A 26,530-nucleotide genomic window follows, 5' to 3' on the forward strand; every position below is an offset into this window, starting at 1 on the left:
TCGAGTCAACCGTGCCTGCGTCCAACGTCCAGCTCAGCCCCCTGCCCCGACTGCTCGTCAGTGTCCGCGATCCGGCCGAGGCCGAGGTCGCACGGCTCGCCGGCGCCGACCTGATCGACGCCAAGAATCCTGATCGGGGAGCCCTCGGCGCCCTGGATCCGACCCAGGTCCGCGAGATCGTGGGCCGAGTGGCCGGCGGGGCGGTGACGAGCGCGGTGGCCGATCCGGAGCCCGCGGCGATCGCCGCCATGGCGGCCACCGGCGTCGATTGGGTGAAAACCGGGCTCGATTCTGACCGCCGGCGCGAACCCTCCGCATTCGCAGCCTTGGCCGCTGCGGCACCGAACCATCTGATCGCCGTGTTGTTCGCCGAGGACGGTCCCGCGGCCGACCTGATCCCGCATCTGGCGCGGGCGGGTTTCACGGGCGCCATGATCGACACCGCCGGCAAGCATGGGGCGCGGCTGCCCGATCTCGCTCCGCCCGGCGACCTCGCGGCCTTCACGCAGGCCTGCCGCGCCCACGGCTTGATGAGTGGCCTCGCGGGTTCGCTGCGCGTCATCGACATTCCGCCCCTGGCCGAACACGGGCCGGATTATCTTGGCTTCCGCGGTGGTCTGTGCCGCGACTTCGACCGTTGCTCTGGGATCGATCCACTGCGAATCGCCGAGGCGCTGCGGGTGCTTCGCCCCAACCAGCGGGATGCCGCGTGATTTCGGTCGTCAAGATCGGCGGCAGCCTGGAGGCGGATCCGCACCGCCGGCGCGCGCTGCTGACCGAGATTGCGGATGGCGCGTGCGGACGCTGCATCGTCGTTCCGGGCGGGGGCACCTTCGCGGGCCTCGTGCGGGCCGCACAGGCGCGGGAGGGCTTCAGCGACGCCGAAGCGCATCGCCGGGCACTGGATGCCATGAGCGACGCAGCCGGGATCTTTCGCGGGATCGAGCCGCGCCTCGTCCACACTTTGGAGCCCTGGGCCGAGACTGCGACGGCGACGGCGCGCGTCTGGAACCCGCGCCTGCTGCGCGCCGGGCATCCCGATATCCCGGAGACCTGGGACGTGACCTCCGACAGTCTCGCCCTCTGGCTTGCCGGGCGGATCGCCGCCCGACGCTGCGTGCTGGTCAAATCCGTCGATGCGCCGTCGGGGCGGGACACCGACGCCCTCGCGTCCGGCGGCCTCGTGGACGCGGCCTTCCCGGCCTTCGCGGCCCGCTACGGCGGACCGATCGAGATCTGGGGACCGAACCGACGGGTCGCCGTCGCATTGAGGGATGCCGCGTGAGCGCGCCCGAACACATCGTCTTCATCACCGGCCGCCTCGCCCGGGCGCGGCTGGAAAAGGTCGCGGCTGGCCTCCCCGAAAAGTTTCGCTGGAGCATCGCGGATGCCGGCGTGAAGGTCGCGGCCCTGATGACCGAGGAGATCATCCGCCGCAGGATCGAGCTGCCCGAAGGCGCGACCCGGGTGATCCTGCCGGGCCGCTGCCGGGCCAACCTGGAGCACTTGGCCGCTCATTTCGGCATGCCGGTGGAGCGGGGGCCCGACGAGGTGGTCGATCTGCCGGCCTGGCTCGGGCTCTCGGCCCGGAAAATCGATCTCTCCCGTCACGACCTTCGGATCTTCTCCGAAATCGTCGACGCCTCGAAGATGAGCGTCGAAGAAATCCTGGCCAAGGGTCAGGATCTGGCCCGGAGGGGCGCGGACGTGATCGATCTTGGCGGCCTGCCCGACACGCCGTTTCCCCATCTCGAAGACGCCGTGCGCGCGATGAAGGAGGCCGGACTCAAGGTCAGCGTCGATTCCTTCTCCCGCGAGGAACTCGCCCGGGGCGCCCAGGCCGGGGCCGACTTTCTGCTGAGCCTCAACGAGGACACCCTCGACCTCGCCTTTGAATGCGATGCGGTGCCCGTGCTGGTGCCGAAGCGCCCCGACGACCTGCCCTCCCTCGACCGGGCGATCGAGAGGATGCTCAAGGCCGGCCGGCCCTTCCTGGCCGATCCGATCCTGGAGCCGATCCATCACGGCTTCGTGGATTCGATCAGCCGCTATCGCGACACCCGTGCCCGCTGGCCCGACATCGCCATGATGATGGGCACCGGCAATCTTACCGAACTCACCGAGGCGGATTCGCTGGGTGTCACCGCCCTCCTCGTCGGCATGTGCTCGGAGCTGACGATCCAGAACGTGCTGATCGTGCAGGTCTCCAATCACACCCGCCGCACCGTCGAGGAGCACGACGCGGCCCGGCGGGTGATGTTCGCCGCCAAGGCCGATTCGGCGCTGCCCAAAGGCTACGGCCGGGCGCTGCTGGCGCTTCACGACAAACGGCCCTTCGTCCAGACGTCCGCGGATATCGTCCAGGCCGCCGCGGAGGTCCGCGATCCGAACTACCGGATCGCCGTCGCGGAGGACGGCATTCACGTCTACAACCGCGACATCCACAGGGTCGGCACCGACGCGATGGCCTTCTTCCCGGACCTGAACGTGGCGAGCGACGGCGCCCACGCCTTCTATCTCGGGGCTGAGTTGGCCAAGGCCGAGACCGCGTGGCGGCTCGGCAAGCGCTACGTGCAGGACGAGCCGCTGGGTTGGGGCTGCGCCGCCGATGCCGAGGTCGAGGACGCCACCGCCTTTAAGAAGGCCGGCCACACCCGCCATTCCGGCCCCGACGCGCCACCCCCCGGCACCCGGGACGCGCGGCTCGTGAAACCCGAGGCCGACGCGGAGCCGCCTGAGACGATTCCGGAAACGGCGGCCCGCGCCGAGGCGGCGCCGGAACGTCCGCAGGCGCCGAAAACCAAGCTGGTCTGCGGCCGGCTCGTGTCGGCCGATCAGGCGTAAGCCGATGCCGCTGATCCTGGAAACCATCGTCACCACGGTCTCCCCCGCGGGCGAACTGCACCTCGTGCCGTTCGGGCTGATCGGCGGGGATGACGGCTACGTGCTGGCGCCGTTCCGGCCCTCGCCGACTATCGTCAACCTGGAAGCAAATCCCTGCTTCGCGGCTTCGAGTCCCCGCGATATCCGGGTGATCGCCGGGGCTGTCACGGGGCGGCGCGACTGGCCGACCGTTCCCTGCGCGGTCATCGCGGGCCAGCGTCTCGCCGACAGCTTTGGCCACGCCGAGTTCGAGGTCGCAGTCGTCGAGGATCACGAAACCCGGCCGCGCTTCCGCGGCCGCATGGTTCACAGTGCCGCGCAGGCGCCGTTCATCGGCTATAACCGCGCGCAGGCGGCGGTGGTGGAAGCCGCTATTCTTTCCACCCGGCTCCACATGCTGGAACCCGAGAAAGTCTTGACGGAGATGGCCTACCTCGCCATCGCCGTGGGAAAGACCGCTGGACCCCGCGAACGCGAGGCCTGGGGTTGGATTGAGGACAAGGTCGCGGCGGCCATCGGCCCCGCGGCGCGGATCCTCGGTCGCGACGACCGCTGATCGCGGGAGGAGAAGGACGAGATGAAAAAAATAACCCTGGCCTTGGCGGCCACCGCGGCGCTGGTCGCCGCGACCGCGCAGGCCCATGGCCCGACCCGTCGCAAGATCAACGAGTCGATCGAGATCAACGCTCCGGCCGACAAGGTTTGGGCGGTGATCGGCGACGTGAAGAACGCCGATTGGATGCAGAACGTCACCAAGACCGAGCTGACCGGCGATCCGGCCGGCAAGTTCAAGCGGGTGCTGACACTCAAGAACGGCGACCAGATCTCCGAGACCAGCAACAAGTACAAGCCCGAGGACAAACTGTTCTCGTACTACATCGACAAGGTTGACGTGAAGGATCTGCCGGCCAACGACTATTCGGCCACAATCACGGTTGAGCCTGCCGGCGACGCCAAGTCGAAGGTCGAGTGGAAGGCCGCCTTCTATCGCGGCTACATGAACAACGATCCCCCGCCCGATCTCAACGACGAGGCCTCCGAGAAAGGCGTCGGCGACTGGATCAAGGCGAGCCTCGCCAACCTGAAGGCCAAGGTCGAGAAGGGCTTGTGAGCTCGGGCCGGGCGGCGCTCGCCGTCGCCCTCGCCCTCACGGCCAGCATCGCCCGCGCCGAGCCGGCGCGGGAGGCCATCATCACCGCGCAGCTCGGCGGTGCGGTCGAGGTGGTGGACCTCGCTGCCGGCAAGGTGGTGCGCCGGATACCGGTCGATGGGGCCCCGGCCGGGATCGCTCTGTCGGCCGATCACCGGCGTGCCTACGTGACCCGCCCGGAGGGGCACGGCATCGCCGTGATCGATCTCGATGCCGGCCAGCTTCTCGCCGAGGTGCCTTTGCCCGGCGGCCCGCTTGGCATCGCGGCTGATCCGCAAGGCGGCCGGGTCTACGTGGCCGATTGGTACGGGCGCCGCCTGTTCGTGCTGACCGAGCACGACGGCACCCTGATTCCGGATGGCGAGATCGCGGTCGGGGCCTCCCCCTCGGGGATCGCCATAAGCCCGGACGGGCGGACGCTCTACGTAGCCAACCGCGAGGCCGATACCGTTTCGGTGGTGGACGCGTCGGCCCGTCGCGAGATCAAGACCATCCCGGTGGGCCAGCATCCGTTCGGCATCACCCTCGACGCCGCTTCGGGCCGCGCCTACACGGCGAATGTCACGAGTGACGACGTCTCGGTGATCGACGTTGCTGCGGGCCGCGAGATCGGCCGGATCGCCACTGGCCGACGCCCCTACGTGATCGCGCTCAGTCGCGGGCGCGGCTTCGTCACAGACCAGTATGCCGGCAGCGTCACCGTCTTCGACCTCACGACGCTCAAGCCGATCACCGATATCGACGTGGGCGATCACCCCGAGGGGATCGAGGCGGATTCGGAGGGCCGTCTCTACGTGGCCAACTGGGGCGACAACACGTTGAGCATCCTTGATGCCGCGACGCTCAAGGTGACGGCAACCATCCCGACCGGTAACGGCCCACGCGCGTTCGGGACGTTCCTGCGGTGACGATCCCTTGACCTGAGGCCTCTCAGAGCGATTGGCGCCCCGGACCCCGCCGATAGGCGACGCGGGCGGCTACCAGGGCGCCACCAACCTGCAGGAAACCGGTCTCGCCGAGATCGGGTGAGCCGAGATGGGCCTGGATCAGCAGGCGCGTGAGTGCGTTCAAGGCGAGCAAGGTCAGGCAAAAGGCTGCTGCGGCGAGCAGGCTGGCGACGAACTCGGGCATCGATGCGCTCCCGTTCCGAACGGGACCAACCTAGCAAGCGATGCGCCAAGGCCAAGCTGTCGTGAGAACCGGTCAGCGCCCGCGGGGAGCGGCAGCGGCCGGCTTGGCTTGCGCGGGCGGTTTGGCCTGAGCCGCCGGAGCCGCGCGCGGCGTTTCGACGAAGAGCCGCTTCACCGGCCAACCGTCGCTCCAGCGCTCCATATCGGCCAGGCGCGGGTTCGTCTTCAGCGCGGTGGCATCCGAGCCCGAGAAGGCCGCTGCGGCCGCAAGATCGAAGGTCTTCCAGAAGCCCAGGTAATCGATCGCATCCACCCGGGCGAGGTTGACTTGTGCGACGAGCGTCTGCTGCTCGCCCGTAAGGGCCATATCGGGGGACCACCGGAAGGGCGCCGGCTTCGCCCCGTCCTTCGGTGCATCTTTGGGCTCAGCCGCCGGCTTGATGGCGCCACCGTCGTAGACCGTATCCACGCCGGCCGGCGACGCCAGGGTCGCGGTGAGCGCCGGGAAGCCGTGATCGTCCGAAAGGACCCGCACGAACAGCTTGCGGCCCAGGGGCACCGCGCTCGCCTCACGCAATAGGCGTTTGGCGGCCATGTCGGCGGCCCGGGTATCCTTGTCGCCCACCATGGCGACGATCATCGTCGCCGGGTCGACCGTCGACAGATCGCCGAGCGTAATGCCCCGCGATTTCGGTCCGCTGGCAATGCCGCCGGGTGTCATGGCGAAGATTAGTTTCGGCACGGGCAGCCCTCGCGCCTTGGCATCGGCAGCGAGATCCATGGCCAGAGGCGCACCGGCCAGATGACCGACCATCGCGACGCGAGAGAGATCGGGCTTGGCCTCGGCGTCAGAGCCGAGGTCCGTCAGCGCGCTCTTGAGAAGCGTCTCGGCGATCATCGGCGCATCGGCGGGCCGCGTCCGGTTCACCTCCTGAAAGCGCGGCAGGACCACGAGCCAGCCCTGGCGGACCAAATGATCGATCCAGCCGCCGTAGCTCTGCGGATTCACGATCCCCCATCCATGCAAGAATATCGCGACGGGTCGCCCGGCCTCGGGCGCAGCCCCGGCGGCGAAGAAGGCGTAGCTGCTCGCAGTGCCGCGTCCGAGGAGTCGCTTCACCACGTTGACCTTTCGGTCACCGAAGCCGCCCGGCCCTTCGGCGGGCTGGGGTGGCGGCGTGGCTGCCTCGACCGCCGTGGAGCCGGCCAGGATCATGATCGCGACCGCGGCGAGCGACCCGCGAAGAGCGGTAGGACGCATGAAGGGCTCGATTGAGAAACGCCTGCGCTCGCAGGATTGGGGCCGCTGAATAGCAGATTCTTTCGTCTTGGCGACCCGATGCGGTTCAGCCAGCCGCTGCTGTGCACCGGACGTTGTGCATCGTCGACGAGATTAGGCCGAGAGAATCCCCCGAACGCGATGAAATTACGTTTGGACCTGATGGGAGGCCGTCTGAAACTGGAGTTTTCACGAAGCTATGGCGGGTCCCGACGATCAATATCACCGGTTGGCTCTAAAGAGCACTTATGCAAAACCGGCCATATCAGGCCAGGATCGTCCGGTGCGCCATGCATCGATCGTTAGTTCGGCGTCTTCCGGTGCTCACGCAACGCAATCGCCGCTGCCCAAATGCGCAGAGTCGAGTTGACGGGCCAAAGCCGCCAATGAGAGCGGCACTGCAGTATCCGCCTCGCCATAGACGCTGCGCAACTCGTCCCGGACCGAATCCAGAACAACTGTTTCTACAGCTTCGTCAGACGCCCACCCGCCGGTGCGACTGAGGGAATCGGCGTGATTGGCAGCAACGATCTTCATGGCGACGCCTATGATCCCTAGTCGTGTGGAGAATCCCGGCGCCGGGTCCGGGTGTGGCGTACAACGATGACCCTGCTTCAAGTTTCCAGGCCGGGACTGATAATTTTACCACCCGGACCAATAATCGCCGGACCGGTGCCGCCGGAAGGACGACCCGCCGCCTGCTCGACCCAGGCCAGGATGTCCTCGGCGCGCCAGGGCTTCGGGATGAAGGTGGCGGAAACTCTCAGGTCACTGGGCTGATCGCCCGCATCTCCGGATGTCAGGAGAACGCGCACCCGCGGCCAGGTCACGCCGATGATCCGCGCCAGCTCGAAACCCCCGATCGGACCGGGCGTGCGGACATCCGAGAAAACGACGCTGACCTCGTCCCCGCGATCGTTCAGAATGGCAAGCGCGCGGTCGGCGGTTTCAGCCTCGATGACGGTGAACCCGGTATCCTCCAGCAGCGTAGCCGCGAGGAATCGCTCGTCGGGCTGGTCCTCCACGACGAGGATCACGGGCTTCCGGCCTGTCTGTACCGAGTCGTTCATAGGCCAGGACACTCTAGAGGGGCTGAACGGCGGCCGACGCAATCGGTTCAACGTTTTATCGCGACGATGGACCGGCGCCGCGCAGGCACCGAGCCTCCTGTGATCCTTGCACAATAGAGAAGTTGTTTTTGTGTCCTGAGTAACACAGCATTCCAGGAACGCCCGGATACGACCGCGGATTCGGCTTCCGGGCTCCAGGTACCGGTGTCAGCCGACGCCATGCGCCTTCAAGAAAGCCAGCGCCCGCGCCCATCCATCCTCTGCGGCCTCCCGGCGGTAGCTCGGACGGTAATCCGCGTGGAAGCCGTGCGGCGCGTCGGGATAAACGACCAGCTCGACGGTCTTTCCGGCAGCTTTTGCCCGATCGCGCGCCTCCTCGATCAAGGCGACGGGGATGCCCGTGTCGGCGCCACCATAGAGCCCGAGCAATGGCGCGTGGAGCTCCGCGGCGACATCGCCGGCCGTGCGCGGCTGGATATCCGTCCGCTCACCGCCGACGGGGCCGTACCAGGCCACGGCAGCCTTCAGGTCGCGCCGGTGCGCCGCGTAGAGCCATACGTCCCGTCCGCCCCGGCACCATCCCATGACCCCGAGACGCTGCGGATCGCCCTTGGCAGCCGAAGCGGCCCAGGCCGCCGCGGCGTCGAGATCGCCGATCCACTGCGCATCCGGCGTCTTGGAGATGACGTCACGGATAATGATCTTGGGATCCGTCATCGTCGAAAGGTCGCCCTGCCGGGCATACAGCTCGGGCGCGACCGCACAGTAACCGGCCTTGGCCAAGCGGCGGCAGATATCCTTGATGTAGTCGTGAACGCCGAAAATCTCTTCGATCACCAGCACGATCGGGAACGGGCCGGGCCCGTCCGGAACTGCGCGATAGGCCGGCATGGGCCCGTCGGCAGCCGGAATCTTCACCTCGCCCGCCTCGATGCCGGCCGCGTCGGTGTGAATGACCTGTGCCTCGACCCGGGTGGTTGCGAGCGTCAGACCGCTCATCAGGCTGGTCATGACGAAGCCGCGCCGAGACAGAGGCGACGTGATCAGCCCCTCAAGCCCTTCGATGCTGCCGGCCGTGTCCTGCTCCGCCATGCTGGTCTCTCCCTGATCGCTCCGGGAAGAGGTAACGCGTTTGGCAGCGATCGTCTCGTCGATGGAGGCTTACGCGTCCTCTTGTCCGAGGAGTGCGTCAATCGTCCGGATTGAGGCTGCCCGGAGCATCACGCGCTCGCGGCACTGAGCGCGCGGATCGCAGGCCTGGACGCGACCCGGCGCGTTGCCGGTGCTTCGCGCGGCTGCAGCATGTCGGCCAGGGTCACGAAGGTCTCCGCGGCCGGCGAGACGACCGCACGGATCCCATAGCCAAGGGCAAAGGAGCGGATCAGCTCAGCGTCGCGGGCGATACCGAAGCGGTCGAGGGCAGCGAGAAATGCCTCGCGGAACAGGCTGGGTCGGCACCAGCGCTTCTCGGCCATCTGGAGCGGCCAGTCCCAGAGTCCCTCGGCGCGCCGGGTCGCGAGCGCGTCGCGCGCGATGAAGTATCCGGTGTCCCGGTGCTCGATCCCGTCCGCCTGTACGGACCAATCATCGTTGCCGAACAGCTCGGCCTCGGCCACGTCGCTCATCGGGTTCTCCGCGCCGTCCCGGCGTTCCGAAGCATCGGAACAATGCTGGAACATTGGCGCGGATCCCCGCGTTGGTCAAGACATTTGTTCCCGGTGCGTTCGCGCTGCGCCCGGACTGTCAGCGTATTCGGAATAGGGCGTGCTCGACGCGGTCTCCGGGCCGAATTCCGAGCTTGGCCGCCGTACCAGCATTGAGTTCCAGCACGGCGACCACCGGGCCGCCAGAAGGGATGATGGCGGTGGACAGCGGCTCCGTGTCGGCCGCGATGTGGCTGATCGTGCCGTCCGGCCGGATGAAGACTATATCGAGCGGAAGATAGGTGTTCTTCATCCACATCGTGACCGGCTCGTCCCGCTCGAAGTCGAACAGCATTCCATGATCGGCCGCCATGTGCCGACGGAACATCAGGCCGCGCGACCGCCCGGCATCGTCGCGCATCACCTCGACGGCGAACCGCTTCGGCCCCGCCTTCGTGGTAATCGTGAGCGGCTCCGTCTTCGCCGTCGCAGCCTGGGCCGGCGCCTGCGCGCGGACCACCGGGACCGGCATGACGGCGATCAGACCGAGGCCGATTATGGCTGCGGCCGCCGCGAGGTGGGACGGGATTCTCACAGGCTGAAGCCTCTCGTGGAGCGATGCGTGGGGGATCTGCGGCTCGGCGCTCACATAGGCCAGGAATGCAGCCGAGGGAATCCGCGCTCGCGCAACGGGTGAAGGCGGAGTCTCGCGCGAGCGTTCTTCGCCGCATCGGACACCGGTTCAGCGTAGGAGAGCGCGTCAGAACAGAGACTGCGAGCCGGTCACCGCGCTAGTGCGACGCCGGAAGGGTCCCGTCGACCAGCCGGACCTCCGCAGCCATGACGCCCTTCGAGCCGTCTCCGTATCGGACCAGCACGGCCTCGCCCGGCTTCAGTTCGGCGATCCCGTACCGGCGCAATGTCTCCATGTGGACGAAGATGTCGGGCGTGCCGTCGCCCCGGGTCAGAAAGCCGAAGCCCCGAAGGCGGTTGAACCACTTCACCACGGCGGTCTCCAGCCCGCTGGTCGGCGTTACGGTCACGTGCGTCCGCGGCAGCGGCATCTCCGAGGGATGGACCGCCGTCGCCTGATCGAGGGAAATCACCCGAAAGGCCTGCCAGCCCCGGGGCCGCTCCACCGCCTCCACGACGATGCGCGCGCCCTCGCTCGCCGCCTGAAAACCGTCCCGCCGCAGGCAAGTGACGTGAAGCAGGATATCCGGGGTGCCGTCATCCGGCACGATGAATCCGAATCCTTTCGCGACGTCGAACCACTTGATGTGTCCGGCGACCTCGATGAGCTCTAGAGCCTCGTCCTCACGCAGGCCCATTTCGGCGCTGCGAGCACTCGTTCCATGATCAGGGGTTTCCGGCCCGGATCCGCGTTCGTCAGACATGGCCGAAAAACCTACCCTGAATCACGCCGCGCCGGTTCCCGGCAAGATTAACGAAGTCCTGACACGCGGGAAGCCCGTTTCAACGGCAAGCGAGCTATGCCGAGTTGCAATCTCGGCAGGTGTATGCGCGGCGGCAACAGTCGATCTGTCGCAGACGGCGTACGCAAACGCACCTCAGCGCCCGCGGAACGCCGGATCGAGCGGCGCCACCCGACTGTCCATGAACCAGTCTCGGCTGGCATCACGTTTCCGAGAGGTCGGCTTTCTCCCCGACGCCATTCTTAAGCCGAGCAGTAAGCCCTTTGCAGGTGCCGGGCCGTCATGATTTGGGTTCCTTGCCATGTCCGCCGACCCAACCCTCGCCGTTCGCCCGCCCGCCCCTCCGATCGAAGGCCGGGGGAATCGTCTGCCGGTCATCGATGGGGCGCGGGCTGCTGCGCTCGTCGCCATGGCGAGCTATCACACTCTGTGGGACCTCGGGTATCTGCGGCTGACCGCCGAGAATTACGCCGTCACGCCGGGCGGACATCTGGCCGCCGCGATGATCGCCGGCAGCTTCCTCGTGCTGGTCGGCGTCGGGCTCGTACTGATGAACGGTCGGGGTATCCGGCCCCGGCCCACGCTGCTGCGGCTCGCCCGCGTCGGGGGCGCCGCCCTCCTGGTGACCCTGGGGACGTGGATCACGTTTCCGGACGCCTATGTGTTCTTCGGCATCCTGCACTGCATCGCCGTGTCGAGCGTGCTGGGGCTCGCCTTCTTGTTCTTACCGGTCCCGATCACCGCGCTCGCGGCGGCGCTGGTGCTCGCGACACCGCATGTCGTCCATGCCGCGTTCCTCGATGCGCCCGTCTTGTTCTTCCTGGGGCTCGGCTCCGTGATGCCGCGGACCAACGATTACGTGCCGCTGTTTCCGTGGTTCGGGGTGGTGCTCGGCGGGATCGTGCTTGGCCGCATCGGTCTGCCGAGGCTCGCGCGGTCGCGCCTGGGTGCCTGGAGCCCACGCTCATCCCTCGCGCGGGCCGCGACCTTCGCAGGGCGCCACAGCCTCGTCGTCTACCTGATCCACCAGCCGCTGTTGCTCGCAGCGCTCACCGGCTTGGTGACGGTCACCGGCGCCAATCCGCGCGCGGGCCTGCGGGCGTTCCGAGCCGATTACGCCACGATCTGCACCCGCACCGGCGGCGAGCCGCCGCTCTGCCGGATCGCCGCGCGCTGCACGTCGGACGCTTTGCTGCGCGAGGATCTGTTCCGCGAGGACGGACGGCCGTTCAGCCCACCGGAGCGGTTACGGGCCCAGGCGCTCTCGCAGGGCTGCTACGCAACCCTCGAGAATGCGGCGCACGCACCACGCTGACATCGGCCGCGGCGCTGCGCGACCGGCTAGGCTATCTCAGTCCTTCGCACGCTCGACGTAGGCCCCGTCGGCGGTCATGACGACGACGCGCGTTCCGGCCGCGATGTGCGGCGGCACGGTCGTGCGGACGCCGTTCGACAGCGTCGCCGGCTTGTAGGACGACGATGCGGTCTGTCCCTTCATGGCCGGCTCGGTCTCGGTGACCTCCAGGGTCACGCGCTGCGGCAGTTCGATCGTCAGCGGCACGTCGTTGTGGACCGAGAGCATGACGGCCATGCCCTCCTGCAGATAGGGGGCGGCGTCGCCGACCACGTCCGCCGGCACGGCGATCTGCTCGTAACTCTCAGGATTCATGAAATGGAACCCCTCGCCGTCGCTGTACAGGAAGGTGTGCTCGCGATCTTCCACGAAGGCGCGCTCGACCTGCTCGGTGGTCCGGTAACGCTCGGAGACCTTCACGCCGTCGGTGATCCGGCGCATGTCGAGCTGGGTCACCGGCGTGCCCTTGCCGGGATGGATGTTCTCGGCGAACAGGATCACGTAGAGCTTGCCGTCCTTGTCGACGACGTTGCCCTTGCGGAGCGTTGAGGCGATCACCTTCACGGAATTGCGTCCTGCATTGACATGGGGGGCGGCACGCGCCAAGCGCGGGCGCTGTATTGTCGGACCCCGCCACTATCGCATCTGCGTCCCGGTTGCCAGCGGGCGGCCGAATCGTCGTTGTGAGCCGCCGACAGGCCATGTCGTGTCCGCGCCGGGACCGGAAATGAGAATGGGCCGGATCGACCCGATCATGACAGGCGCCCCGTCTTCGCCCGCCCTCGAGAGTTCGTCGTGGTGACGGAACCCCCCTCCCCCTGGTGGGCCACCGATCGCCATGCCGATCGCCGGCCGGCGCTGATCCAGCGCAACCGCCTCACAGCGGCCTTCCGGTCTTGGTTCGCGGAGCGGGATTTCGTCGAGGTTGAGGCGGCCTGCCTGCAGGTCTCACCAGGCAACGAGGCGCATCTCTCGGCCTTCGCCACGGAAGCTGTCGGCATCAGCGGCGCGCGCACGCCCCTCTATCTGCATACCTCACCCGAATTTGCCTGCAAGAAGCTGCTGGCGGCCGGGGAGTCGCGGCTCTTCAGCCTCGCGCGGGTCTTCCGCAATCGCGAGCGGGGACCGCTGCACCACCCCGAATTCACGATGCTCGAATGGTACCGGGCCGGAGCGCCCTATACGGACCTGATGGCGGACTGCGCCGATCTGCTGAGGCTGGCCGCCGTGACGACGGGTTTGCGCCGCTTCGCGTATCGCGGCCGGGACGCGGATCCCTTCGCGGAGCCGGAGCGGCTGACCCTCGCCGAGGCCTTCGACCGCTTCGCCGGGATCGATCTGTTCGCCACGCTGTCGCGGACCGGCGAAACCGACCGGGAGGCCCTCGCCCGCGCCACCGCCGCCGCGGATCTGCGGGTCGCGCCGGACGACACCTGGGTCGATCTGTTCTCGCGGGTCCTGGTGGCCCGGATCGAGCCGCATCTCGGCATCGGCCGACCGACGATCCTGTGCGAGTATCCAGTGAGCGAGGCGGCGCTGGCCCGGCCGGCACCCCATGACGGCCGCGTCGCGGAGCGCTTCGAACTCTACGTCTGTGGCGTCGAGCTCGCCAACGCGTTCGGCGAGCTGACCGATCCGGCCGAGCAGCGCCGCCGCTTCGAGGACGAGATGGCAGAAAAGCTGCGCGTCTACGGCGAATGTTACCCGATCGACGCAGATTTCCTCGCGGCCCTCGCCATCATGCCGGACGCCTCCGGGATCGCCCTCGGCTTCGACCGCCTCGCGATGCTGGCCTGCGGCGCCGGCCGCATCGACGATGTCATCTGGACCCCCGTCGCGGAGACCCAGGCGTGACCCAGGCCCTGCGCAACACCGACGATCTCGCCGCTGCTGGCCTGATCTCCGGCGCGGAGGCCGACCTGCTGCGCGTCGTTCTCGCCCGCTACGCGGTCTCGGTGACGCCCGACATGGCCGAACTGATCGATCCGAGCGACCCGGACGATCCGATCGCCCGGCAGTTCGTGCCGTCCGTGGAGGAGTGCCGGGTCGAACCCGAGGAGCGCGCGGACCCGATCGGCGATGCCGCCCATGCGCCGATCACCGGCATCGTACACCGCTACCCCGACCGGGTGTTGCTCAAGCCGCTGCACATCTGCCCGGTTTATTGTCGCTTCTGCTTCCGCCGCGAGATGGTCGGGCCGAACGGGCTCGGAACGTTGAGCGAGACCGAACTGGAGGCCGCGTTCGCCTATATCGCGCAGGATCCTCGGATCTGGGAAGTCGTGCTCACCGGCGGCGATCCGTTCGCGCTCTCGGCCAGACGTCTTGGCGATATCGCGGAGCGGCTCGCGTCCATGGAGCATGTCCGCGTTCTGCGGATCCATACCCGCGTGCCGGTCGTCAAACCCGACAGCGTGTCGGACGATCTCGTGCAGGCGCTGCGCCGTTTCGGGCGCGCCGTCTTCGTCGCCCTGCACGCGAACCACCCGCGCGAGTTCACGCCGAGCGCCCGCGCCGCCTGCGCTCGGCTGATCGATGCCGGGATCCCCATGGTCAGCCAGACCGTGCTGCTGCGCGGCGTGAACGACGATCCCGCGACGCTGGAAGCCCTGATGCGGAGCTTTGTCGAGAACCGAATCAAGCCCTATTACCTGCACCACGGCGATCTCGCTCCGGGGACGAGCCACCTGCGCACGGGCCTCGCCGAAGGGCAGGCCCTGATGCGGGCGCTCCGCGGGCGTCTCTCCGGCCTCGCACAGCCGACGTACGTGCTCGACATTCCCGGCGGCCACGGCAAGGTGCCGGTTGGACCGAACTACCTGACCGACACCATCGACGGGCAGCGGGTGACCGATCCGGACGGATGCGATCACGCTTATCCACCGAAGGCGGGAGACTGAAGGCGTGACGATGCGCAGGCTCTGGGGGCGGCTCACTTCGGTGAACGTGCAGAAGGCGATCTGGGGGCTCGACGAAGCCGGGCTCGCCTACGAGCGGATCGACGCGGGCGGTGCTTTCGGCGTCGTCTCCGATCCCGCCTACCGCGCCCTGAACCCGAACGGCCTCGTGCCAACCCTGGAGGAGGACGGCTTCGTCCTCTGGGAGTCGAACGCGATCCTCCGTTATCTGGCGATGAACGGTCGGGCCCTGGCGCTGCCCGAGGATCCCCGGGCGCGTGCGCAGACCGATCAATGGCTCGACTGGCAGTCGACGAGCTTCACGCCGGCCATGCGCGACGCCTTCTGGCAGCTCTACCGTTCGCCGGAGCCCGACCGCGCCCTCATCGCCGCGTCGCTGAGGAAATCCGAGGCTCAGGCGGCGATTCTCGACGCCCATCTGGCGGATCGGGATTACGCGGTCGGCGACTGCTTCGGGATTGCCGACATCGCCCTCGGCTGCGCGGCCCATCGCTGGCTGAACCTTCCGGCCGAACGCATCGAGCGCCCGGCCCTGCGCCGGTGGTACGCGCGCATTGCCGCCCGGCCGGGGGCTGCGAACGCCCTGCGCGAGCCCATTGGCTGAGCGTTCCGACGGACTTGCCGTCGCGCGCGCCGGGTCCACCTTGGCAAGCGTGCGACGCGGATTGCACCCCTAAAGGAAGCCACGATGGCGATCGACCCGACCCTGCGCGACGCGCTCTCCGCCGTGACATCCGCAAGTCTCGCCCGCGCCCTGACGCGGGCCGGCGTCAAAGCGTTCAGCCCGCGGGGTCTGTTGGCTGGCAGCGGAACCGCGATCGGGACCGCGTACACCCTGCGCATGATCCCGGCCCGCGACGATGCCGCGGGCGATCTCGCCGCCGCGATCGAGGCCATCCCCGAGGGGGCTGTCGTGGTGATCGACGCTGCCGGATCGGGCTTGGCACTCCCCTTCGGTGCCATCCTGTCGGCCCGGCTTGCCCAGCGCGGCGCCGTCGGCCTCGTCACCGATGCCGCGTTGCCGGAGCCAGTCGGCCTGCCGCACTGGAGCGCGCCGCTGGGCGCGATCGGTGTACTGGCCCTGGTCGGCACGCAGCAGCCCGTCTCGTGCGGCGGTGCTGCGATCCATCCGGGGGACATCATTGTTTGCACCGAGGCCGGTATCGTCGCGCTACCCGTCGCCATCGCCGAGCGGATCGCGCTGGAAGCCGTCGAGCAGCAACGCCTCGATCTCTGGATTCAACGCGAGGTGGAGCGGGGTGAGAGCCTCGCCGGCCTCCTGCCCCCCGATGCGGCGGCGCTGGAGCGATTCCAGGCAGAGACGAAGACGGCGTGAGCACCGCCTTCTTCCCGCTTTCGAAGGTGATCTACTTTCTGATCACCCCTTCGAATGTCTTCATTTTCGCGGTCCTGATCGGCGTCCTGCTCCACGTGACGCGGCTTCGCCGGACCGGCACCGCCCTGGCGCTCCTGGGCGCCACCGGATTGGCCATCGGGGGATTGGCGCCCCTGTCCGAGGCGGTTTTGCTCCCGCTCGAACAACGCTTTCCCGCGTTCCCGGCGGACGGCCCGCCGCCCACGGGCATCATCGTCCTCGGCGGCGGGATCGAGTCCGGATTGTCTGAGGCGCGGGCGCAGGTCGTCGTCAACGATGCCGGCGAGCGGCCGATCTATCTGGCGGATCTGGCCCGACGCTTCCCAACGGCGCGGCTGGTCTTCTCGGGCGGAAGCGGCTTCATTGGGGGTGGCATCTCGGAGGCCGATATCGTCAGTCGGCAGGCCGACACCATCGGGGTTCCCCGCACGCGCCTGATCCTGGAGAACCGCTCGCGCAACACCCGCGAGAATGCGATCTTCACGGCGGCGCTCGTTCTGCCCAAGCCCGGCGAGCGCTGGCTCCTCGTGACCTCGGCCTGGCACATGCCCCGGGCGGTCGGCTGCTTCCGGCAGGCCGGGTTCACGGTCGATGCCTTCCCGGTCGACTACCGGACGCGCGGCTGGGGCGACCTGACTCGTTTCAACGGCTTCGCCTCGGACGGACTGCTCCAGCTCGACCTGGGCGTGAAGGAGTGGATCGGCCTCGTCGTCTATCGATGGGCGGGCTACACGCCGGATTGGTTGCCGGGGCCGGAGGCACCGGCGGGCAGCGCCAGCCGATAGATTCCGCGAAAATCGTCCGGGTCCACGGGCTTGCCCTTGCGCAGGATCGCCACGCGGCCCGCATGGGCGAGGCGGACCGCAACGCGGCGCACCGGCTGCATCAGGGGGCCCCAGCCATCCGGATGCGGGCCGCCCAAGGCCCGGGCGACTTCGGAGGGGCAGATGGTCTTGCCCGCGCCGCGCGCCGCCACGAGGTCCAGGATGGTCGTCTCGATCGCCGTGTCGTCCGGTCTCGCCTCGGTCATGTCCGTGCCTCTTGGAGGGGCGGCAGGAGCGAACCCTCGTGCGGGCCCTCGCCCGCTTCGAGGAGCGCCGTACGGATTTCGGACGCGAACTGCCGTCGCCACATGATGATCACAACCGCCGTTGTCGAGACGAACAGCACGTAGGGGCTGATGAACCAGCCCAGATACGCCAGGGCGAAGAAGAAGGCGCGCTGCCCGCGCGCGAAGTGCCGCCCGGCGCTGACGTTCATCGCAGCGAGCCGGCGCACCGCCCGCAACATCTCGGTCTCGCTCGCCCCGGACCCCTTGGACGGCACCGCACCGAGCAGGATCGCCGCGTAGTTGAACAGGCGATAGGCCCAGGCGAATTTGAAAAAGGCGTAGACGAAGACCAGTGCGAGGCCGGCGACCTTCAACTCCCATGTCAGACGGCTGGCGACCATGCCGAACGGCAGGGTGGCGAACAGGTTCAACACGTCGTCACCGGACCGCGACAGCGTCAGGACCGATCCGAGCGCGATCAGCGAGGTCGACGCGAAGAAGGCGGTGCCGTTCTGCAGGGACGCGTTAATCTGCGTATCGACCACCCGGTTGTCCCGGCCGATCACCTGCCGCGCCCAGTTCGAGCGATGGCCGTTCATGATCTGGCTGAGCGACACCATCCGGCCCCGCAGCCGCCCAACGGACAGACCGTACGCCACCCAAGCCAGGATGAAATACAGGAGCGCCCCAAGATCCAGGGGCGAGAACGCAGCCTGGCTGGCGGATAGATCGGTCATGCGTCTCGAAATGCGTGTTCGCGGCAGACCGCGACGCCATACCAGCCGAAGGGCCGGCGCAGAAGCCGCTCGAATGGCCGGGGTGACCGTCGGCTCAGCTGCGCAGGATCTCGAAGCCGCTCAGGCTGGGCGCATCCGCGTGCTCGCGGAGGGTGAGATCGGTGACGCGGGCGCTCGGCGGCCCGGACCGGCACAGCGTCAGCATCTCGGCCACGGCTTCTGGCGTGCCGCTGAAGACGGCTTCCACCGCGCCGTCGTCGCGATTGCGGACGGTGCCTGTCAGACCGCGGGCCCGTGCTTCGCTCTGGGTCCAGGCCCGATACGAGACCCCCTGAACCCGACCCTCGATGACGACGGAGACCGTCCGTGTCTCACCCATCCGGAACTACACCCACCCGGAGGACCCGCACGCAGGACGTGCGGGTCCGGATTGCCTTACTCGGCCGCGATGGGCCGACGCACGTTCGCGCCGACGGCCGCCGACCGGGTCGCGCCGGTCCGTACGTGGGTCGAGTAGAGCATCAGGCCGGTGAATGCGAGGCCGCCCACAATGTTGCCGACGAGCGTCGGGATCTCGTTCCACAGCAGGTAATCCATCACGGTCAGATGGCCGCCCATGAGGATCGCCGACGGGAACAGGAACATGTTCACCACCGAATGCTCGAAGGTCATGAAGAAGAACACCGTGATCGGCATCCACATCGCGATCACCTTGCCGGGTACCGACGTGGACAGCATGGCGCCGATCACGCCCGTGGAAACCATCCAGTTGCACATCATGGCGCGGATGAAGAGCGTCAGCATGCCGGAGGCGCCGTACTTCTCGTAGCCCAGCGTCCGGGCCTCGCCGATGCCGGCGATCAGCTTGCCGACGGCGTTCGGCTCCGTGGCGAAGCCGAAGGTGAACACGATCGACATCATGACGGCGGTCGTAAGCGCGCCCGCGAAGTTGCCGAAAAAGACCAACACCCAGTTGCGCGCGACGCCGGCGACGGTCACGCCGGGACGCTTGTCGATCAGAGCCAGCGGGGTCAGCACGCAGACGCCGGTGAACAGGTCGTAGCCCAGCAGGTAGAGCATCGAGAAGCCGACCGGGAACAGCAGCGCGCCGATCAAAGGCTGGCCGGTGGCTTGGTTCACCGAGACCGCGAAGGCCGCGGCCAGCGCCAGGATCGCGCCGGCCATATAGCCCCGGATGAAAGTGTCCTTGGTGGCCATGAAGACCTTCGACTCACCGGCATCGACGGCCTTCTTCACGAAATCGGCGGGCGCCAGATACGACATGCAAAAACTCCCTCGCAGACGCGCGCCAATCGCCGTTGATCGACGGACATGCTGCACAATCACGGACGGCTGGCCGGGCGCGGTGAGACCCCTCGCCCGCCAGCTCGATCGTGGGCAAGCAGGTTGCGTACCAGTTGAGCTCCCATCAGATCGGAAGGCCGCGCGACCAGCTGCCGAGTTCTCGGAGATAGGCTGACGGCAGTTGCGCAGCACGTGCCGCCGCCAGGACGGCGTCGAGGTATCCGGACCGCGGGCGGCCGGGCGCGGTGGAGCAGCCGAGATAGATCAGAGCGCGCTTGACCCCCTCAGGGGTCCGGACCGGCAGGGTCGCCTTGGTGTAGAGGCCGCCCGCCACGCCCTCGTAGCGATCAAGGGCCGGGATGTCGTCGCCGGCCAATTCCCAAACCACGCCCCAGACAACGCGCGCCGGATCGCGCACCACCGAGGCGTAGCCCGCGCGCATGATGATGAATCGGTATCCCGGCAGATGCCCGCCGCCGATCAGCCGCGAGACCGGGCAGCGCAGGGCCATCGCGGCGGCATCCATGTTGGCGCCGTAGGCGAAGTAGAGGGGCATGCGGCAGACGTCAGGCGTCCCTCGGACCCGTCACTTGCCCGATTTGCGCTCGTCGCGCTGGATCGCCCATTCGTTCGCGCGCATCGCCGCATAGGCGACCGCCAAGGTCACAGCGGGTATTACGAAGGTGACAAAGATTTCACCCGAGCTCATGGCCTGATGCTCCGCAGCACGCGCCTCCCGACCCAATGTAAGCTGATCGCGGCGCAAAGCCAGATCGCCACGAAGAAGGCGGTTGCTCAGCGCAATGTCGATGCGTTGGCGATCCCGAAGCTCATCGCGGTGATCGGCATGACGAAGCCGATCACCGCGAAGGCGACTGCAACGTTGTTTGCCGCCATCGCCAGCAGCTTCGTCTGCTCATTGTGAACCGCACTCACGACGAAGGCGCACCGGCTCAGGCGAATTCGAGGATCACCGCGTCGACCGCGAGGCTTTCGCCCTCCTTGGCGTGGATCTTCCCGACGGTCGCGTCCCGCTCGGCGCGGAGCACGTTCTCCATCTTCATCGCCTCGACGACCGCGATCGGCTCGCCATTCTTCACCTCCTGGCCTTCCGCCACGAGGATCTGCTTCACGAGACCGGGCATCGGGCAGAGCACCTGCTTGCCCGAGCCCGCCTGCTCCTTGACCGGCATCAGCGCAGCGAGTTCGGCCTCGCGGCGGGTATAGACCCGGGCCTCGGCGGCGGCACCGGCATGCTGCAGGAACACGCCGTTCAGCAGGCCGCGCACCTGGATGGCCACCCGCTCGGACCCGATCGTGCCGATCCAGACCGGCTCGCCGGGACGCCACACGCTCGCAACCGAGAGCGACTTGCCGTCATCCTGGGTGACAAGCAGATCCTCGCCCTCCGGCTCCACCGTAACGGCATAGGTTTGCCCGGCCAGAATCACCACCCGATCCCGCTCGAAGGCGAACAGCCCCGGCGCGCGCATCTGCCCGGAGATGCCACGCTTGCGCTGGTTGAGCTTGTGGTCGATCGCCGCCGCAGCGGCCATCATGCGGCGCGACACGTCGCCCGCGGGCTCCGGCGCGGTGAAGCCCTCTGGGAACTCCTCGGCAATGAAGCCGGTGGACAGACGGCCCTCCTGCCAACGCGGATGCGCCATCAGCGCCGACAGGAACGGGATGTTGTGGCGGATGCCGTCGATGGCGAAGGCGTCGAGCGCCTCGCCCTGGGCGGCGATCGCCTCGGCGCGGCTCGGCGCCCAGGTTACCAGCTTGGCGATCATCGGGTCGTAGTGGATGGCGATCTCACCGCCCTCCTCCACACCGGTATCGTTGCGCACGATCGCCTTGCCCCGTTGCCCCTCCTCCGGCGGCCGGTAGGTGGTCAGTCGGCCGATCGAGGGCAGGAAGTTGCGGGTCGGATCCTCGGCGTAGACGCGGCTCTCCACGGCCCAGCCGTTCAGCTTCACGTCGTCCTGGGTCATCGGCAGCTTTTCGCCAGCCGCGACGCGGATCATCAGCTCGACGAGATCGAGACCGGTGATCATCTCGGTCACCGGATGCTCGACCTGGAGCCGGGTATTCATCTCCAGGAAGTAGAAGGACTTGTCCTGCCCGGCCACGAACTCGACCGTACCGGCGGAATCGTAGTTCACCGCCTTCGCCAACGCGACGGCCTGCTCGCCCATCTTGCGGCGGGTCTTCTTGTCGAGAAGCGGCGACGGCGCCTCCTCGATCACTTTCTGGTTACGGCGCTGAATCGAGCATTCGCGCTCGCCGAGATACACGACGTTGCCGTGCTTATCGCCGATCAGCTGGATCTCGATGTGGCGCGGATCGGTGATGAACTTCTCGATGAAGACGCGGTCGTCGCCGAACGAGGAGGCGGCCTCCGATTTGGCACGGGCGAAGCCCTCCGCCACCTCGTCGCCCGAATGGGCGATGCGCATGCCCTTGCCGCCGCCGCCCGCGGAGGCCTTGATCATCACCGGATAGCCGATCTCGTCGGCGATCGTCTTGGCGTGTTCGGGCGATTCGATCACGCCGAGGAAGCCCGGAACGGTCGAGACCTCGGCGGCGGCGGCCGCCTTCTTCGACTCGATCTTGTCGCCCATGGCGGCGATGGCGGCGGGATTCGGGCCGATGAACACGATGCCCGCGGCTTCGAGCGCCTTGGGGAAGGCCTCGCGCTCGGACAGGAAGCCGTAGCCGGGATGGACGGCCTGCGCGCCGGTCTGCTTGCAGGCCTCGACGATCTTGTCGATCACGAGGTATGATTCGGACGCGCTCGCGGGGCCGATATGCACGGCCTCATCCGCCATGGCGACGTGCACGGCGTCGCGGTCGGCGTCCGAGTAGACCGCAACGGTCTTGATGCCCATTTTCCGGGCGGTCTTGATGACCCGGCAGGCGATCTCGCCCCGGTTGGCGATCAGGATCTTGTCGAACATCGCTGGCGCACTGCTTCCGAGATCGCCGGATTGAACACCGGCTTGACTGTCCCGATAGATCAGATGCGTCCCGGACGGAAGCTGCGCCTTGGTCTGAGGTTCAGGCGGCCAGCGCAAAGGTCATGCGGGCGGGCTGGACCGCGTCCCGGATCCGGCGATTGGCCTCCAGGGCGAAGGCCATCAATGATTCGGCGCTGCCCTGGGCCTCCTTGACGACTTCCATGGCGATCCGCGCCCCGACGACGCTGGGGCCTTCGCGGCCGCTGAGCGACGCGGCGAGCCAGGCGGCCACATCCGCGTTGATGTAACCGGTCGGCCGGCATCCCCACACGGCGAAGTCGACCACGGAGGCGACCAGGAAATCCGCGAACGCGTCGGAGCCGATCACCGCGCGCTCGAGGGCGATCAGCAGATCGGCATCGTCGCGGCTCATCAGGCCATCCGGGATAACCTCACGCTTGAGGACCAGCAGATCCTCGTCGCTGATCAGGCCCGTCGAAACGGCATGGTTGCAGAACTGTTGCACGGAAATCATGGTCATGGTCGCCTGCCTCCCCGACCTTTGCTGCGGTCGGCGCTAGTCCCTGTGTGTCTTCAACTTACGGGACAGCTTCCCTGCCAGGAGTTAATGGCCAGATCTGAATGGCAGTTCAGGTAAACACCTCACGAGCAAGCAGGCTTATTGGGACGTTGACCAGTTGCGTTACCGGACGATGACCGAGGCGCCCACGGGGACGCGATTGTAGAGGTCGACCACGTCGATGTTGCGCATCCGGATGCACCCCGACGAGACCGCCTGCCCGATCTTCTCGGGCTCGTTGGTGCCGTGGATCCGGTAGAGCGTGTCCCTGCCGTGGTCCGTCAGATAGAGGGCGCGGGCGCCGAGCGGGTTCATCGGGCCGCCCTGCATGGCGTGGACGTGCGGCCAGCGCTTGATCATCTCGGCCGGCGGATTCCAGGCGGGCCATTCCGCCTTGCGGTCGACAACGGCTTTCCCCGTCCAGCCATAGGCCTCGTCGCCGACCGAGACGCCGTAGCGGAGCGCCTTCCCGCCCGGCTGAACGAGGTAGAGCTGCCGTTCCTTTGTCTCGACCACGATCGTGCCGGGTTGGCTCGTGGGTCGGATCGCTCATTTCGTACCGGGCGAAATGCGGATCGAACTCCGCATCGGGCACCAGCGCCATGAATTCCGCGTCGCGGGCCGACAGCGTTGGATCGGGCACGGCCTTGAAGGTGCAGCCTGCCAGAAGGCCCATACAGACGATGATCGGGACGATGCGCAAGCCGCCAATGTTCATGCTGCCAGTCTCGAATGAGCAGACCCGCACCGAACAGCGTTCGATAATCGGGAAAAGGTGAAGATGAGTCGGACAAGCCTAGTCGTGGCGCGCACGCGGCCGTAGTCCGCGCGTTACGACCGTGGCACATTGCCGGCTCCTGTTGCAGGCGCGCGACAGGATCGGACCCGGGAGCGACCGTCGTGACCACACTGTACGTGAGCCATCCCGCGAGCTTCGATCATGAGGTGCCGGAGGGCCACCCTGAGCGGCCCGCCCGGATGCGGGCCGTCGAGCGCGCGCTTGAGGACGAGCGCTTCGCCGGCCTCGTGCGGGCTTCTGCGCCGCGCGCCGAGCTGGAGACCGCGGCGCTCGCTCATCCCCGAAGCTATGTCGACGCGCTGGTCGCGGCCGTGCCGGAGCACGGCATGGTCGGGATCGATTCCGATACGGTCCTGTCCGCGGGAAGCCTGGAGGCGACGCTGCGCGCCATCGGCGGCGCGACGCACGCGATTGACGCCGTCGTAGCCGGCGAGTGCCGCAACGCCTTCGTGGCCATGCGACCGCCCGGCCACCATGCGGAGCGGACCCGGTCGATGGGATTCTGCCTGTTCAATCACGCGGCCATCGCGGCCCGCTACGCGCAGACGAAGCACGGCGCCGAACGCGTGGCCCTCGTCGATTGGGACGTTCATCACGGCAACGGCAGCCAGGATATCTTCTGGGACGACGGTTCGGTCCTGTATTGCTCCACCCATCAGATGCCGCTCTACCCCGGCTCCGGGGCCGCGTCGGAGCGCGGCGACAAGGACACGATCGTCAATGTGCCCCTGCGCCCGAATGACGACGGCGCGGTGTTCCGCGAGGCGTTCGAGACCGGTATCCTGTCGCGCCTGGAGACGTTCCGACCGGACGTCATCGTGATCTCGGCTGGATTCGACGCCCATCGCCTCGATCCCCTGGCCAATCTGCGGCTCGAGGCGGAGGACTTCGCTTGGGCGACGCGCCGTTTGATGGAACTCGCCGAACGCTGCGCGGGCGGGCGGATCGTTTCGGTGCTGGAGGGCGGCTACAGCCTCGAAGGTCTCGCCAAATCGGCCGCCGCGCATGTCGACGCGCTGATGGGGCGATAGGCCCGATCAGGCGGTTGCGAACTGGCTGGATCCGGCCTTAGCCTGAGGCGTTCGGGAATTGGCATCGTGACGGGGCCATCGATCGCCGCAGATCGAGACGTGTGCAATGACGGCCTCCGGTTTCCTGGCGTATGCGCTGGCGCTCAGCATCGTGGCCGCCATTCCGGGCCCCGGCGTCGTAGCGCTCGTTGCGCGGGCGCTTGCTTCGGGGTTCAGGGCCGGCATGGCGTTCGCCGCGGGCCTGATCCTGGGCGACCTGACCTATCTCGCTGCCGCGGTCTTCGGGCTGAGCCGCATGGCCGAGGCCCTGGGCGACGTGTTCGTTGTCGTCCGGATCGGCGCGGCGCTCTATCTGGGCTACCTCGCGGTCCAGCTGTGGCGCAGCGCAGCGCGCACCCAGACCGTGACGGGCCGCCGGGGCGACCGTCCCTTGGCGAGCTTCCTCGCCGGTCTCACCGTGACGCTCGCCAACCCCAAGACGATCGTCTTCTATCTCGCGGTGCTACCGACCTTGCTGGATCTGCGTGCGGTCACAGGGCGTGACTTCGCGACGCTCGTCGCCGTTACGGCCCTCGTCCTGATCGCCGTGATGACGCCCTACGCGGCTCTGGCTTCGCCGGCGCGGCACACCTTGCAAAATTCGGCGTTCCACCGACGGCTGAGTCGCAGCGCTGCTGCCATCATGGCGGGCGCCGCAATCTGGACGGTCGCGCGGCGCACCTGAGACGACGGTCAGGTTTCCAGGGGCTCGTCGCCCAGGTGCTCGATACCGAAGCCCGCCAAGCCAACATAGGCGCGCGACGAGGTCGCGAGGTTGCGGAACGAGGCCACGCCGAGATCGCGCAGGATCTGTGCCCCGAGACCGACCTCGCGCCATTGGCGGGCGCGCAGCGCTTCCGTCCCTTCGTCGGTGGCACTCATGACCGGCACGCCCGCCGTTCCATCCCGGAGATAGACCAGCACGCCGCGACCGGCCTCCGCGAAACGCCGCAGCACCGCGTCGATCTGCCTGCCGCCGCCGATCACATCGGCGGCGACATTGGAGCGGTGGAGACGCACGAGGATGTCACGTCCGTCGCCGATCTCACCCATCACGAAGGCGAATTGCTGGATCGTCTCGAAGGGCGTGGAGAACACGTAGGCGGTCATGTCACCGTGGTTCGACCGGACGGGGAAATGACCGACCCGCTCCACCAGCCGGTCCCGGGCCTGCCGGTAGGCGATGAGATCGGCCACCGAAACCTGCTTGAGCTTGTGCTGCTCGGCGAAGGCCTCGATCTGCGGCCCCTTCATCACGGTGCCGTCGTCGTTGGCGAGTTCGCAGATCACGCCGACGGGGGGCAGGTCCGCCAAGCGGCACAAGTCGACCGCGGCCTCGGTGTGGCCCGAGCGCATGAGCACGCCGCCATCGCGGGCGATCAGCGGGAAGACGTGCCCGGGGCGGACGAAGTCGCCCGCGCCCATGTTGCCGTTGGCGAGCGCCCGGACGGTGTTGCAGCGCTGCTCCGCCGAGATGCCCGTCGTCAGACCGTGCTTCGTGTCGACGGTGACCGTGAAGGCGGTCCCGAGCGGTGCGTCGTTCGAGGCGACCATCGGCGCGAGGTGCAGGCGCTTGGCCTCGCCCTGCGTGATCGGCGCGCAGACGATGCCGCAGGTGTTGCGGATGATGAACGCCATCTTCTCCGGCGTGCAAAGGGATGCCGCGACGACGAGGTCGCCCTCGTTCTCGCGGTCGTCGTCGTCGGTGACGACGACGATCTCGCCCTTGGCGAAGGCCGCGATGGCCTCGGTGACGGTGCAATGGGGCACGGGCATTCTCGAATCGTTGAAGG

33 protein-coding genes and 1 pseudogene are annotated in these 26,530 nt (G+C 67.7%); 15 read left to right on the top strand and 19 right to left on the bottom strand.

Annotated features, from left to right (window positions below):
• Positions 1 to 11: 11 nt before the first annotated feature.
• From OXS49_RS01525 to OXS49_RS01550, 6 genes are read left to right on the top strand one after another with little or no spacing between them, the layout of a single operon-like run.
• Positions 12 to 713 carry a (5-formylfuran-3-yl)methyl phosphate synthase gene (locus tag OXS49_RS01525; RefSeq protein WP_267421087.1) on the top strand — a complete coding sequence of 234 codons (702 nt, stop codon included), beginning with the start codon at positions 12 to 14 and terminating at the stop codon, positions 711 to 713.
• Positions 710 to 1,285 (top strand): uridylate kinase, encoded by a 576-nt coding sequence (locus OXS49_RS01530; RefSeq protein ID WP_244000234.1) that lies wholly within the window; start codon positions 710 to 712, stop codon positions 1,283 to 1,285. Before OXS49_RS01525 ends, OXS49_RS01530 begins: the two co-directional genes overlap by 4 nt.
• Complete coding sequence (locus OXS49_RS01535; RefSeq protein WP_267421093.1) at positions 1,282 to 2,844, top strand: DUF6513 domain-containing protein; 1,563 nt, start codon at positions 1,282 to 1,284, stop codon at positions 2,842 to 2,844. The genes OXS49_RS01530 and OXS49_RS01535 overlap by 4 nt, the downstream gene beginning before the upstream one ends.
• 4 nt (positions 2,845 to 2,848) lie before the next feature.
• Positions 2,849 to 3,439 (top strand): DUF447 domain-containing protein, encoded by a 591-nt coding sequence (locus OXS49_RS01540; protein WP_267421095.1) that lies wholly within the window; start codon positions 2,849 to 2,851, stop codon positions 3,437 to 3,439.
• Between the two features lie 21 nt (positions 3,440 to 3,460).
• Positions 3,461 to 3,994 carry an SRPBCC family protein gene (locus tag OXS49_RS01545; protein WP_267421097.1) on the top strand — a complete coding sequence of 178 codons (534 nt, stop codon included), beginning with the start codon at positions 3,461 to 3,463 and terminating at the stop codon, positions 3,992 to 3,994.
• Positions 3,991 to 4,941: a YncE family protein gene (locus OXS49_RS01550; RefSeq protein ID WP_267421099.1), complete on the top strand. Its 951-nt coding sequence runs from the start codon at positions 3,991 to 3,993 to the stop codon at positions 4,939 to 4,941. The genes OXS49_RS01545 and OXS49_RS01550 overlap by 4 nt, the downstream gene beginning before the upstream one ends.
• A 22-nt stretch (positions 4,942 to 4,963) precedes the next feature.
• Here OXS49_RS01550 and OXS49_RS01555 read toward each other — a convergent pair whose 3' ends face one another.
• The 8 genes from OXS49_RS01555 to OXS49_RS01590 all read right to left on the bottom strand — a co-directional run bounded on the left by OXS49_RS01555 (position 4,964) and on the right by OXS49_RS01590 (position 10,486).
• On the bottom strand, positions 4,964 to 5,164 hold the full coding sequence (locus tag OXS49_RS01555; RefSeq protein ID WP_243919469.1) for a hypothetical protein: 201 nt from the start codon (positions 5,162 to 5,164) through the stop codon (positions 4,964 to 4,966).
• A 72-nt stretch (positions 5,165 to 5,236) separates the two neighbouring features.
• Positions 5,237 to 6,424 carry an alpha/beta hydrolase gene (locus tag OXS49_RS01560; RefSeq protein ID WP_267421100.1) on the bottom strand — a complete coding sequence of 396 codons (1,188 nt, stop codon included), beginning with the start codon at positions 6,422 to 6,424 and terminating at the stop codon, positions 5,237 to 5,239.
• A gap of 342 nt (positions 6,425 to 6,766) precedes the next feature.
• Positions 6,767 to 6,979, bottom strand: a complete 213-nt coding sequence (locus tag OXS49_RS01565; protein WP_244000244.1) for a hypothetical protein — start codon at positions 6,977 to 6,979, stop codon at positions 6,767 to 6,769.
• A 77-nt stretch (positions 6,980 to 7,056) separates the two neighbouring features.
• Positions 7,057 to 7,512 carry a response regulator gene (locus OXS49_RS01570; protein ID WP_244000246.1) on the bottom strand — a complete coding sequence of 152 codons (456 nt, stop codon included), beginning with the start codon at positions 7,510 to 7,512 and terminating at the stop codon, positions 7,057 to 7,059.
• A gap of 207 nt (positions 7,513 to 7,719) precedes the next feature.
• Positions 7,720 to 8,604: a dienelactone hydrolase family protein gene (locus tag OXS49_RS01575; RefSeq protein WP_244000248.1), complete on the bottom strand. Its 885-nt coding sequence runs from the start codon at positions 8,602 to 8,604 to the stop codon at positions 7,720 to 7,722.
• A 128-nt stretch (positions 8,605 to 8,732) separates the two neighbouring features.
• The gene (locus OXS49_RS01580) at positions 8,733 to 9,137 is read right to left on the bottom strand and encodes a hypothetical protein (RefSeq protein ID WP_267421105.1); all 405 of its coding nucleotides are present in this window, start codon (positions 9,135 to 9,137) and stop codon (positions 8,733 to 8,735) included.
• Between the two features lie 118 nt (positions 9,138 to 9,255).
• Positions 9,256 to 9,687, bottom strand: coding sequence for a DUF192 domain-containing protein (locus OXS49_RS01585; RefSeq protein ID WP_267421181.1), 432 nt, complete (start codon positions 9,685 to 9,687; stop codon positions 9,256 to 9,258).
• A gap of 259 nt (positions 9,688 to 9,946) precedes the next feature.
• Positions 9,947 to 10,486 carry a cold-shock protein gene (locus tag OXS49_RS01590; protein WP_267421107.1) on the bottom strand — a complete coding sequence of 180 codons (540 nt, stop codon included), beginning with the start codon at positions 10,484 to 10,486 and terminating at the stop codon, positions 9,947 to 9,949.
• 406 nt (positions 10,487 to 10,892) lie between these two features.
• On the opposite strand from OXS49_RS01590, the gene OXS49_RS01595 reads away from it, so the two are divergent.
• Positions 10,893 to 11,906: a heparan-alpha-glucosaminide N-acetyltransferase gene (locus OXS49_RS01595; protein ID WP_267421110.1), complete on the top strand. Its 1,014-nt coding sequence runs from the start codon at positions 10,893 to 10,895 to the stop codon at positions 11,904 to 11,906.
• Between the two features lie 36 nt (positions 11,907 to 11,942).
• On the opposite strand, the gene efp is transcribed toward OXS49_RS01595, so the two are convergent.
• The gene (efp, locus tag OXS49_RS01600; protein WP_243919478.1) at positions 11,943 to 12,509 is read right to left on the bottom strand and encodes an elongation factor P; all 567 of its coding nucleotides are present in this window, start codon (positions 12,507 to 12,509) and stop codon (positions 11,943 to 11,945) included.
• A 234-nt stretch (positions 12,510 to 12,743) separates the two neighbouring features.
• Between efp and epmA the strand changes: the two genes are divergently transcribed.
• The 5 genes from epmA (at position 12,744) to OXS49_RS01625 (ending at position 17,023) form a co-directional block, all read left to right on the top strand.
• Positions 12,744 to 13,799 (top strand): EF-P lysine aminoacylase EpmA, encoded by a 1,056-nt coding sequence (gene epmA, locus OXS49_RS01605; RefSeq protein ID WP_244000257.1) that lies wholly within the window; start codon positions 12,744 to 12,746, stop codon positions 13,797 to 13,799.
• Positions 13,796 to 14,845, top strand: a complete 1,050-nt coding sequence (locus OXS49_RS01610) for a lysine-2,3-aminomutase-like protein (RefSeq protein WP_244000259.1) — start codon at positions 13,796 to 13,798, stop codon at positions 14,843 to 14,845. The genes epmA and OXS49_RS01610 overlap by 4 nt, the downstream gene beginning before the upstream one ends.
• A 10-nt stretch (positions 14,846 to 14,855) precedes the next feature.
• On the top strand, positions 14,856 to 15,467 hold the full coding sequence (locus OXS49_RS01615; protein ID WP_267421183.1) for a glutathione S-transferase family protein: 612 nt from the start codon (positions 14,856 to 14,858) through the stop codon (positions 15,465 to 15,467).
• Between the two features lie 84 nt (positions 15,468 to 15,551).
• Entirely contained in the window at positions 15,552 to 16,199 is a 648-nt protein-coding gene (locus tag OXS49_RS01620) for a dimethylmenaquinone methyltransferase (RefSeq protein ID WP_267421115.1), read from the top strand.
• The gene (locus tag OXS49_RS01625; protein ID WP_267421118.1) at positions 16,196 to 17,023 is read left to right on the top strand and encodes a YdcF family protein; all 828 of its coding nucleotides are present in this window, start codon (positions 16,196 to 16,198) and stop codon (positions 17,021 to 17,023) included. The genes OXS49_RS01620 and OXS49_RS01625 overlap by 4 nt, the downstream gene beginning before the upstream one ends.
• Here the strand turns inward: OXS49_RS01625 and OXS49_RS01630 are convergent.
• From OXS49_RS01630 to OXS49_RS01655, 6 genes are all read right to left on the bottom strand, one after another.
• Complete coding sequence (locus tag OXS49_RS01630; RefSeq protein ID WP_267421120.1) at positions 16,966 to 17,268, bottom strand: DUF3253 domain-containing protein; 303 nt, start codon at positions 17,266 to 17,268, stop codon at positions 16,966 to 16,968. The genes OXS49_RS01625 and OXS49_RS01630 overlap by 58 nt on opposite strands.
• On the bottom strand, positions 17,265 to 18,026 hold the full coding sequence (locus tag OXS49_RS01635; RefSeq protein ID WP_267421122.1) for a DUF599 domain-containing protein: 762 nt from the start codon (positions 18,024 to 18,026) through the stop codon (positions 17,265 to 17,267). Before OXS49_RS01635 ends, OXS49_RS01630 begins: the two co-directional genes overlap by 4 nt.
• 94 nt (positions 18,027 to 18,120) lie before the next feature.
• Positions 18,121 to 18,405 (bottom strand): acylphosphatase, encoded by a 285-nt coding sequence (locus OXS49_RS01640; RefSeq protein ID WP_244000270.1) that lies wholly within the window; start codon positions 18,403 to 18,405, stop codon positions 18,121 to 18,123.
• A gap of 56 nt (positions 18,406 to 18,461) precedes the next feature.
• Positions 18,462 to 19,310 carry a formate/nitrite transporter family protein gene (locus OXS49_RS01645; RefSeq protein ID WP_244000272.1) on the bottom strand — a complete coding sequence of 283 codons (849 nt, stop codon included), beginning with the start codon at positions 19,308 to 19,310 and terminating at the stop codon, positions 18,462 to 18,464.
• A gap of 145 nt (positions 19,311 to 19,455) precedes the next feature.
• Positions 19,456 to 19,887: a gamma-glutamylcyclotransferase family protein gene (locus OXS49_RS01650; protein ID WP_244000273.1), complete on the bottom strand. Its 432-nt coding sequence runs from the start codon at positions 19,885 to 19,887 to the stop codon at positions 19,456 to 19,458.
• A 30-nt stretch (positions 19,888 to 19,917) separates the two neighbouring features.
• On the bottom strand, positions 19,918 to 20,040 hold the full coding sequence (locus OXS49_RS01655; protein WP_267421129.1) for a hypothetical protein: 123 nt from the start codon (positions 20,038 to 20,040) through the stop codon (positions 19,918 to 19,920).
• Between the two features lie 6 nt (positions 20,041 to 20,046).
• Here OXS49_RS01655 and OXS49_RS01660 point away from each other — a divergent pair, with 6 nt between their 5' ends.
• Complete coding sequence (locus OXS49_RS01660; RefSeq protein WP_244000275.1) at positions 20,047 to 20,256, top strand: hypothetical protein; 210 nt, start codon at positions 20,047 to 20,049, stop codon at positions 20,254 to 20,256.
• A gap of 28 nt (positions 20,257 to 20,284) precedes the next feature.
• Here the strand turns inward: OXS49_RS01660 and OXS49_RS01665 are convergent, their stop codons facing one another.
• The 3 genes and pseudogenes from OXS49_RS01665 to OXS49_RS01675 form a co-directional block, all read right to left on the bottom strand.
• Positions 20,285 to 22,288, bottom strand: a complete 2,004-nt coding sequence (locus tag OXS49_RS01665) for an acetyl/propionyl/methylcrotonyl-CoA carboxylase subunit alpha (protein ID WP_267421134.1) — start codon at positions 22,286 to 22,288, stop codon at positions 20,285 to 20,287.
• A gap of 100 nt (positions 22,289 to 22,388) precedes the next feature.
• Positions 22,389 to 22,829: a hypothetical protein gene (locus tag OXS49_RS01670; RefSeq protein ID WP_244000280.1), complete on the bottom strand. Its 441-nt coding sequence runs from the start codon at positions 22,827 to 22,829 to the stop codon at positions 22,389 to 22,391.
• A gap of 162 nt (positions 22,830 to 22,991) precedes the next feature.
• Positions 22,992 to 23,571: pseudogene (locus OXS49_RS01675) on the bottom strand (L,D-transpeptidase).
• Positions 23,572 to 23,768: 197 nt separating this feature from the next.
• On the opposite strand from OXS49_RS01675, the gene OXS49_RS01680 reads away from it, so the two are divergent.
• Together OXS49_RS01680 and OXS49_RS01685 are read left to right on the top strand one after the other, a co-directional pair.
• Complete coding sequence (locus tag OXS49_RS01680) at positions 23,769 to 24,698, top strand: histone deacetylase family protein (RefSeq protein WP_267421137.1); 930 nt, start codon at positions 23,769 to 23,771, stop codon at positions 24,696 to 24,698.
• A gap of 106 nt (positions 24,699 to 24,804) precedes the next feature.
• The gene (locus tag OXS49_RS01685; RefSeq protein ID WP_267421139.1) at positions 24,805 to 25,422 is read left to right on the top strand and encodes a LysE family translocator; all 618 of its coding nucleotides are present in this window, start codon (positions 24,805 to 24,807) and stop codon (positions 25,420 to 25,422) included.
• An 8-nt stretch (positions 25,423 to 25,430) separates the two neighbouring features.
• Here the strand turns inward: OXS49_RS01685 and ribB are convergent, their stop codons facing one another.
• Entirely contained in the window at positions 25,431 to 26,507 is a 1,077-nt protein-coding gene (ribB, locus tag OXS49_RS01690) for a 3,4-dihydroxy-2-butanone-4-phosphate synthase (protein WP_244000323.1), read from the bottom strand.
• Between the last annotated feature and the right edge of the window lie 23 nt (positions 26,508 to 26,530).

Source organism: Methylobacterium sp. GC_Met_2 (assembly GCF_026540795.1).
In the GTDB taxonomy this organism is placed as follows: Bacteria; Pseudomonadota; Alphaproteobacteria; order Rhizobiales; family Beijerinckiaceae; genus Methylobacterium.